Here is a 7310-nt window from a genome sequence, read left to right on the forward strand (position 1 = left end):
GGTGTGGTGGTACGCGCTGGGCATCTGCGGCCCCGGCGAGGACTGACCCGCCGTCCCGTCCGGCCACCCCCCCACGGGCGGACCCGGCCCCCACCCCCCCCCCCCGCCCCGGGCGGGCCGGGCGGACGGCCGGCGCGGCCTGGTCCTGGACGGTGGGCCGGGGCGGGGCGGCCCGGTCCCGCGCGGTCGGCCCGGGCCGGGCGACGGTCCGGCGGGACGGAGCCGCAGTGCGGCTGAGCGGCTGGCGATCCATCGGGGTCCTCGATTCTGGCCTGCGCCGGAGGGCCCGGCACGCCTCCCGCCCACCCTCCGGGGGCCGGGGCGGGCCTGCCATCAGGGCTGGTGCGTTCGGGTGAGCACCCTCCGGAGCCGCCCCCGGGGCACCCGGGCGGGAGCCCGGCGGTGCCCCGGGGGCGGTACCCGGCACCGCAGACCCGGGGCCGCGGTGCCCGGGCGGGAGGCCGGAGCGGCGCCCGGCGCGCCCCGGAGGGCGGCCGGGGGTCGGCCCGGCACACCCCCGGGGAGCGCCCGCAGGTGCTCAGGAGAGCCCCGCGCCCTCCTGCTCCTGCGCCTCCACCGCCGCCCGCTCCTCCTGCAACCGGACGACGTGCCGGCGCCGCGCCACCACCCCGTACGCCGAGGCCGCGCTGCCGGCGAAGGCCAGCACGCCGACCCACGGCCGGTTGAAGACGTGCCCGGTCAGGTGGTCCAGCGAGTACCGGCCGGGGCCGGCCAGCCCCAGCGCCAGACCGGCCGCCCCCAGGAAGGCCGGGTACTCGTAGCCGCCCGAGGTCATGAAGAACCCGGCCGGGGCGTGCACGGCGACCGCGCCCGCCATGGTGCCGGCGACCACGGCGCCGGCCGCGGGCGTGGCCAGGCCGGCGACCAGCAGCGCGCCGCCGCCCGCCTCGCCGAGCCCCGCCGCCAGGGCGCTCTGCCGGGCCGGGTGGAAGCCCATCGCCTCCATCGCCTTGGCGGTGCCGTCCAGGCCACCGCCGCCGAACCAGCCGAACAGCTTCTGGGTGCCGTGGGCGATCAACACCCCGCCCACGGCACCGCGCAGGGCCAGCAGGCCCAGGTCGATACGGTTCAGAGCCATGTCGCATCCTCTTCCAGTCACCAGCGGAGGGACGATCCGGTTTCCATAGCACCGGACGACGCCCGGCGGCTCGACTCGGGGCCGCCATCCGGGCGATTTCAGGCCCGGCCGGGAATGAACCGCCACCGGCGTGGCCGGCGCCGGACGACACCGTGCCCGGGGGCGTGGCGGCCGGACCGCGCCGACCGCCGAAGGGATGCTTGGCCCATGTTCGTCTTCAACCTGAGCAGCGCCTTCATCGCCTTCTTCGCCGTCGTGGGCCCGCCGAAGGTCCTGCTGTCCTTCGCCCGGCTGGCCGGCACCCGGTCCACCGCGGAGCTGCGCCGGCTGGCCGCCTGGAGCACGATCATCTCGGCGGTGATCGGCGTGGTGCTCGCCTTCAGCGCCGACTTCGTCACGTCGCTGTTCCACATCAGCGACCAGTCGTTGCAGCTGGCCGGCGGGACGATCTTCTTCACCTACGCGATGGCACTGGTCTTCGGCGTCCACCTGGGCGGGGGCACCGACGAGGAGGACGAGCACCTCGCCAACCCGATGGTGGACGGCATCCGCGAACTGCTGCTGCCCTACATCGCCAGCCCGCTGGCGGTCACCGCGGTGCTGGTCGGCTCGCTCACCAAGGACGACTGGGGCTGGCGGGTCACCGTGGCCGGCGCGTACCTCGCCGTCGTGCTGATCAACTACGTCTGCGTGTCCGTCCTCGCCCCGCTGATGCGCCACACCCACCGCACCTCGCTGGAGGTGGTCTCCCGGCTGCTCGGCCTGCTGCTGGCGGCGGTCGGCGTCGAACTGTTCCTGAACGGACTGGCCGGGCTGGGCCTGCACCTGCCCGACGGGCACTGAGCCCCGACGGGCAGGGCGGCGGCCGGGCATGGGAGGCGGCCCGGCGTGGGAGGCGGCCGGCACGGCGCCGGGCGGGTGGGGCCGTGGTCGGCCCGCCCCGCTCAGCCGGCCGTGGTCAGCCGGACCATCACCTCGCCGATCCGGTCCCGCACCAGCGGGTCCGCGACCAGCCCGTCCGGCCCGACGTCCCCGCGCGCCAGCGGGACCCGCACGCAGGCCTCCTCCACCACGACCGCCCCGGTGTACCGGAGCACGGTCCGGAGCGCCTCCTCCGCACCGAGCCCCCGGCCCGGCCCGGCCGTGCTGATCCAGGCGGCCGGCTTCTCCGCGATCTCGATGCCGCCCACCGTCCAGTCCAGCAGGTTCTTGAAGGCGCCCGGCAGGGTGCCCGCGTACTCGGGGGCGCAGATCAGCAGCGCGTCTGCGGCCTCGATCGCGGCCCGCAGCCCGGTGACCGGCTCCGGCAGCGGGTCGGTGTCCAGATCCGGGTTGAAGTGCGGCAGCCCGCCCAGACCCGTGTAGTAGGTGGCGGTGATGCCCTCGGTGACGCGCGCGACGGCGGCGGCCGTGCGCAGCACCGTCTCGTTGGCGGATCCGGCGCGCAGGCTGCCCGGGAGCAGCAGGATGTGACGGTCGTTCGGGTCGTTCGGCATGGCGAGGAACCTACTCCCTCCGCCGGCCCCGGTCCGCCGCCGGGCCGTCCACGCCGCCCGGCCGCCCGTGCACCGCTTCCGCCCCCGGGCTACGGCACCTCCACCGGCCGCCAGGGCACCGGGCTGGAGAGGATCATCGAGCTGGACGGCTGCCCGTAGCCGCCGAGCCGGTCGGTCAGCGCCTCGAAGTCGGCCATCGTCGGCACCGCGACCAGCAGGACGCAGCAGGCCCCTCCGGTCACCCGGTGCAGTTGGAGCACCTCCGGCCAGGCCGCCACCGCGGGGTCGCGCAGCAGGCAGCGCGGTCCGTAGCACTGGATCTGCACCAGGGCGGTGATCGGCAGCCCGGAGCGGGTCAGGTCCACGTGGGCGTGGTAGCCGGTGATCACCCCGTCGGCCTCCAGACGGCGCACGCGTTCGGCGACGGCGGGTGCGGAGAGGCTCACACGGCGGGAGAGTTCGTTGTACGAGAGCCGGGCGTCGGCCTGCAGCTCGGCCAGCAGACGGCGGTCGACGGCGTCCATCACGGCTCCTCGCGGATCGGTTTCGAGTGGCTGGATCCCGCTGCTTTGCGATCGTGAGGAGAATCGGGAAAACGCCTCTCGTACGACAGGCCCGGTCGCGGTTACCGTGCCCGCCACCCATTCAAATGCGGGCCGGGGCCGCCGCACAATGGGGCCGCGGCGACGTCCGGGGCGGCAGGACCGAATTCCGGGCCCGTCCGGTTATCGGCCGTCCGGCTGTCGGACCCCTGGATGTCCGTCGCCGCAGAACCAGAAGGGATCGGCATGGGTCACGACACGGTGGAGACACCCAGCCTGTCGTTCGGTCGGGGCGGGGAGCCGGGTCGGGGCACCCCGTACGCCCGCTACGCCCGGCTGGAGGAACTGCACAGCCTGCAGCACCCGCTCAGCAAGGTCCCGGCGGAACTCTCGTTCATCGTCACCACCCAGGTGATGGAGCTGCTCTTCGACCTGTTGCGGCACGAGTGGACCCTCGCCCAGCAGGCGATGCGCGAGGACGACCTGCCGACCGCGCTGGCCGCGCTGCGGCGCGGCACGCACGCCCAGGACGTGCTGGTGGAGTCCTGGGACCTGCTGGCCGCGCTGACCCCGCAGGAGTTCAACGCCTTCCGCTCGGTGTTCGGCGAGGCCTCGGGCTTCCAGTCGTCGGCCTTCCTGCACCTGGAGTTCCTGATCGGCAACAAGAACGCCGCGCTGCTGCGGATGTACCGGGACACCCCGGAGACGCTCGCCGAGCTCACCGGCGTGCTGCACGCCCCCGGTCTGTACGACGACGCGCTGGCGCTGCTGGCCCGGCGCGGCCTGGCGGTGCCGCACGAGGCGTCCGACCAGCGGTACCAGGAGGACGAGGCGGTGACGGCGGCCTGGCGGCGGGTCTACACGGAGCCGGAGTTCGCCGGGCTGCTGCCGCTCGCCGAGGCGCTGCTGGACGTCGCCGAACGGGTGACCCGCTGGCGTCAGCGCCACCTGGCGTCGGTGAAGCGGTCGATGGGCGCCAAGCCCGGCTCGGGCGGTTCGAGCGGCCTGACCTGGCTGCGCCGCGCGGCCGAGCAGGACGTCTTCCCGGAGCTGTGGACCGTCCGGAACGAGCTGTGACCGGCGCGGCCGGCGACACGGGCAGAACGAACGAGAGGCTGGGCATGATCACGCGCGAGGAGTGCGGGGCGCTGGACGCCGCCGACCCGCTGGCGGCGTTCCGCGGGGAGTTCGCCCTCCCGCCGGGGGTGGTCTACCTGGACGGCAACTCGCTCGGCGCGCTGCCGGTCCGCACCCCCGGGCGGGTGCGGCAGGTCGTCGAGGAGGAGTGGGGCCGGGAGCTGATCCGCAGCTGGAACGACGCGGGCTGGTTCGAGCAGCCGTACCGGCTGGGCCGGCGGATCGCGCCGCTGGTCGGAGCCGCCCCGGAGGAGGTGGTGGTCTGCGACACCACCTCGGTGAACCTGTTCAAGGTGCTGACCGCCGCCCTGCGGCTGCGCCCCGGTCGGGGGGCGGTGCTCGGCGACGGCGCGGCCTTCCCGACCGACCTGTACATCGCCGAGGGCGTGACCGGGCTCGTCCCCGGCGCCCGCAGCCTGCTGGTGGACCCGGCGGAGCTGGACGCCCACCTGGACGCGGACGTCGCCGCGGTCGTCCTCTCGCACGTCGACTACCGCACCGGCGAGCTGCTGGACATGCCCGGGATCACCGCCCGGGTGCAGGCCGCCGGGGCGCTGATGATCTGGGACGTCTGCCACTCGGTGGGCGCGCTTCCGGTCGAACTCGGCGCGAGCGGCGCGGACTTCGCGGTCGGCTGCACCTACAAGTACCTGAACGGCGGACCCGGTTCGCCGGCCTTCCTCTACGTGGCCGGCCGGCACCTGGAGGTCGGCCCGGAGCAGCCCCTGAGCGGCTGGTTCGGACACGCCCGCCCGTTCGCCTTCGAGCCGGGCTACGCGCCGAAGGACGGCATCGGCCGCTTCCTGACGAGCTCGCCCTCGCTGCTCGGACAGGCCGCGCTGGAGTCCTCGCTGGACGTCTGGGAGCGGGTCGACCGGGCCGCCGTCCGGGCCAAGAGCCTGGCGCTGACCGACCTGTTCGTCTCGCTCGTGGAGGGGCTGGACGGGATCGAGGTGGCGACCCCGCGGGAGCACGCCCGGCGGGGCAGCCAGGTCGCGCTGCGGCACGCCGACGGCTACCCGGTGGTGCAGGCGCTGATCGCGCGCGGGGTGATCGGGGACTTCCGGGCGCCGGACCTCATGCGGTTCGGCTTCACCCCGCTCTACCTCTCGTACACCGACGTGTGGGACGCCGCGCGGCACCTGGCGGAGGTGCTGGAGAGCGGCGAGTGGAAGGACGAGCGCTTCGCCCGCCGCGGCGAGGTGACCTGACCGGCCCGGGCGGCCCCTCCCCCGCAGGACCGGGCGAGGGGCCGTCGTCGGGCCGGGGCCGCCGCCGCCGGACCTCCGTCGGGGCCGTCGTCGGGCCGGCTTCAGACCGCCGTCAGTTCGGCGATCAGCCGCCGGTAGACCCCGAAGGCCGGCTTGGGCGTGTAGTCGTCCCGGAGCAGGCCGAAGTGGTGGAAGAGACCGGGGCCGGCGCTGTCCGCGTCCCGGAGGCCGAAGTGCCCGTAGCCGGTGACGTTCAGCTCGGCGGCGAGGCCCGCGACCGTCCGGACCACCTCCTCCACCACCTCGGCCTGCCGCCCCTCCGAGCGGTCCGGCCCGGTCGGCCAGCCGTGCTCGCAGATCCGGATCGGCACCGCCGGGCCGATACCGGCCGCGGCGACGCTCTCCTTCCGGAAGCCGGCGAGCACCGCCGCGACCACCTCGGCGAGCCGCTCGGCCGGGACGGGGCGGAAGACGTCGGGGAAGAAGTCCAGACCGACGTAGTCGAGCGCGCGGTGGAACCGCTCGTCGGCGAGCGCGCCGAGGTCCGGCCAGAACGTGTCGGCGGGGTCGAAGGTCAGCACCGCGTTGAACCCCACCGCGAGGTCGAGGCCGCAGGCCAGTGCCTCCTCCTTGGCCGCCACCACCCCCTGGACCAGGGCCTGCCGGACGTTCGGGACGGAGCCGTCGAGCACCGGCGAGTCGGCGTTCGGCTCCTCGCAGATCTGGAGCACCCCGATCCGGTGGCCCTCGGTGCGGACGGTCCGCCGGACGAAGTCGAGCCAGCCGTCCAGCCGTCCGGTCGGCTCGCGGAACTGCAGGACGAGGTCGAGCCGGCGGCCCTCGACGGCGTAGCGCTCCGGCCCGGCCGGGGTGGGCGGGGTGGCCGGCCCCTCCGGGTACGAGCGGTAGGCGCGGACGAGCAGGGTGGGCGCCCCGCCCTGGAGGTCACGCAGCGCGGCCGTGATCCGGTCCGGGTCGTCGGGGCTCACGGGTGCGACCGTGCCGGTGTCGTCGCCGAGCAGGCCGCCGGGATAGATGCCGAAGGTGAAGGTCATGCCTCACCGTAGCCGAAATTATTGATGTCACTGCAAGTTTGGTGCGGCACTATGATTTCGGCATGGGACTTCGCGAGGACAAGAAGCACCGGACCCGCGCCCTGCTGGCCGACACCGCCATGGGGCTGTTCGCCGAGCGCGGGTTCGAGCAGGTGACCGTGGTCGAGGTGGCCCGGGCCGCCGGGGTCTCGCCCAACACGGTGTTCAACTACTTCCCCACCAAGGAGGACCTCTTCTTCGACCGGCAGGACGAGGTGGAGGGTCACCTGGCGCGAGTGGTGCGGGAGCGTCCGGCGGGCGCGTCCGTCGTGGACGCCGTCCGGACGGACCTGCTGGCCGGGCTGGACGCGGGCGAGCCGACGTACGGGCTGAGCCCGCAGGCGGCGGTGTTCTGGCGGTTGGTCGCGGAGAGCCCGGCGCTCCGCGCGCGGCTGCTCGATCTGGGCGAGCGCGCCGAGCGGGCGCTGGCGGCGGCACTGGCCGAGGAGGCCGGGACACCCGCGGACGCCCCGCTCCCCCGGCTGGTCGCGGGCGCGATCGCCGGGGCGCACCGGGCGGTGTTCGCGGAGATCCGGCGGGGCATGGTGGCGGGCGAGCCGGTGGACGCGGTCCGCACGAGGGTGGAAGCCGCGGTGACCGCGGGGTTCGGCCTGCTGGGGTCGGGCCTCGCGGGGTGGCCGCCCACCCGGTGAACGGCCACCGGACCGCGCACCCCGGGTGGGCGCCGGTCCCGGTGGGAACGGACCGGGCCGCCCGGTCGAGGTGACCGG

General features: G+C 75.1%; 8 protein-coding genes. 4 read left to right on the top strand and 4 right to left on the bottom strand.

Features of this window, described 5'->3' with window-relative positions; all coding sequences use genetic code 11:
• Positions 1 to 538 precede the first annotated feature (538 nt).
• Entirely contained in the window at positions 539 to 1099 is a 561-nt protein-coding gene (locus tag ABZY91_RS40750; protein WP_329878889.1) for a DoxX family protein, read from the bottom strand.
• 207 nt (positions 1100 to 1306) lie between these two features.
• Between ABZY91_RS40750 and ABZY91_RS40755 the strand changes: the two genes are divergently transcribed.
• A complete protein-coding gene (locus ABZY91_RS40755) occupies positions 1307 to 1942 on the top strand; it encodes a MarC family protein (protein ID WP_329878890.1) in 636 nt (211 codons plus the stop codon).
• A 101-nt stretch (positions 1943 to 2043) separates the two neighbouring features.
• Here ABZY91_RS40755 and ABZY91_RS40760 read toward each other — a convergent pair whose 3' ends face one another.
• On the bottom strand, positions 2044 to 2595 hold the full coding sequence (locus ABZY91_RS40760; RefSeq protein ID WP_355409148.1) for an NADPH-dependent FMN reductase: 552 nt from the start codon (positions 2593 to 2595) through the stop codon (positions 2044 to 2046).
• 89 nt (positions 2596 to 2684) lie between these two features.
• Positions 2685 to 3119 (bottom strand): Lrp/AsnC family transcriptional regulator, encoded by a 435-nt coding sequence (locus ABZY91_RS40765; RefSeq protein ID WP_329878892.1) that lies wholly within the window; start codon positions 3117 to 3119, stop codon positions 2685 to 2687.
• A 264-nt stretch (positions 3120 to 3383) separates the two neighbouring features.
• Here ABZY91_RS40765 and ABZY91_RS40770 point away from each other — a divergent pair, with 264 nt between their 5' ends.
• Positions 3384 to 4214 (top strand): tryptophan 2,3-dioxygenase family protein, encoded by an 831-nt coding sequence (locus ABZY91_RS40770; protein ID WP_355409150.1) that lies wholly within the window; start codon positions 3384 to 3386, stop codon positions 4212 to 4214.
• A gap of 44 nt (positions 4215 to 4258) precedes the next feature.
• Positions 4259 to 5485, top strand: coding sequence for a kynureninase (gene kynU, locus ABZY91_RS40775; RefSeq protein ID WP_355409152.1), 1227 nt, complete (start codon positions 4259 to 4261; stop codon positions 5483 to 5485).
• A 101-nt stretch (positions 5486 to 5586) separates the two neighbouring features.
• On the opposite strand, the gene ABZY91_RS40780 is transcribed toward kynU, so the two are convergent.
• Positions 5587 to 6540, bottom strand: a complete 954-nt coding sequence (locus tag ABZY91_RS40780) for a hypothetical protein (RefSeq protein WP_355409154.1) — start codon at positions 6538 to 6540, stop codon at positions 5587 to 5589.
• Positions 6541 to 6602: 62 nt separating this feature from the next.
• Between ABZY91_RS40780 and ABZY91_RS40785 the strand changes: the two genes are divergently transcribed.
• On the top strand, positions 6603 to 7232 hold the full coding sequence (locus tag ABZY91_RS40785) for a TetR family transcriptional regulator (RefSeq protein ID WP_355409156.1): 630 nt from the start codon (positions 6603 to 6605) through the stop codon (positions 7230 to 7232).
• Positions 7233 to 7310: the final 78 nt, after the last annotated feature.

Origin of the sequence: Kitasatospora sp. NPDC002965 (genome assembly GCF_040611255.1) — a bacterium.
Taxonomy (GTDB): Bacteria; Actinomycetota; Actinomycetes; order Streptomycetales; family Streptomycetaceae; genus Kitasatospora.

Coding starts and splice junctions, on each gene's coding strand:
- ABZY91_RS40750 (WP_329878889.1), bottom strand. CDS start 1,099: ATGGCTCTGAACCGTATCGACCTGGGCCTGCTGGCCCTGCGCGGTGCC.
- ABZY91_RS40755 (WP_329878890.1), top strand. CDS start 1,307: ATGTTCGTCTTCAACCTGAGCAGCGCCTTCATCGCCTTCTTCGCCGTC.
- ABZY91_RS40760 (WP_355409148.1), bottom strand. CDS start 2,595: ATGCCGAACGACCCGAACGACCGTCACATCCTGCTGCTCCCGGGCAGC.
- ABZY91_RS40765 (WP_329878892.1), bottom strand. CDS start 3,119: ATGGACGCCGTCGACCGCCGTCTGCTGGCCGAGCTGCAGGCCGACGCC.
- ABZY91_RS40770 (WP_355409150.1), top strand. CDS start 3,384: ATGGGTCACGACACGGTGGAGACACCCAGCCTGTCGTTCGGTCGGGGC.
- kynU (WP_355409152.1), top strand. CDS start 4,259: ATGATCACGCGCGAGGAGTGCGGGGCGCTGGACGCCGCCGACCCGCTG.
- ABZY91_RS40780 (WP_355409154.1), bottom strand. CDS start 6,540: ATGACCTTCACCTTCGGCATCTATCCCGGCGGCCTGCTCGGCGACGAC.
- ABZY91_RS40785 (WP_355409156.1), top strand. CDS start 6,603: ATGGGACTTCGCGAGGACAAGAAGCACCGGACCCGCGCCCTGCTGGCC.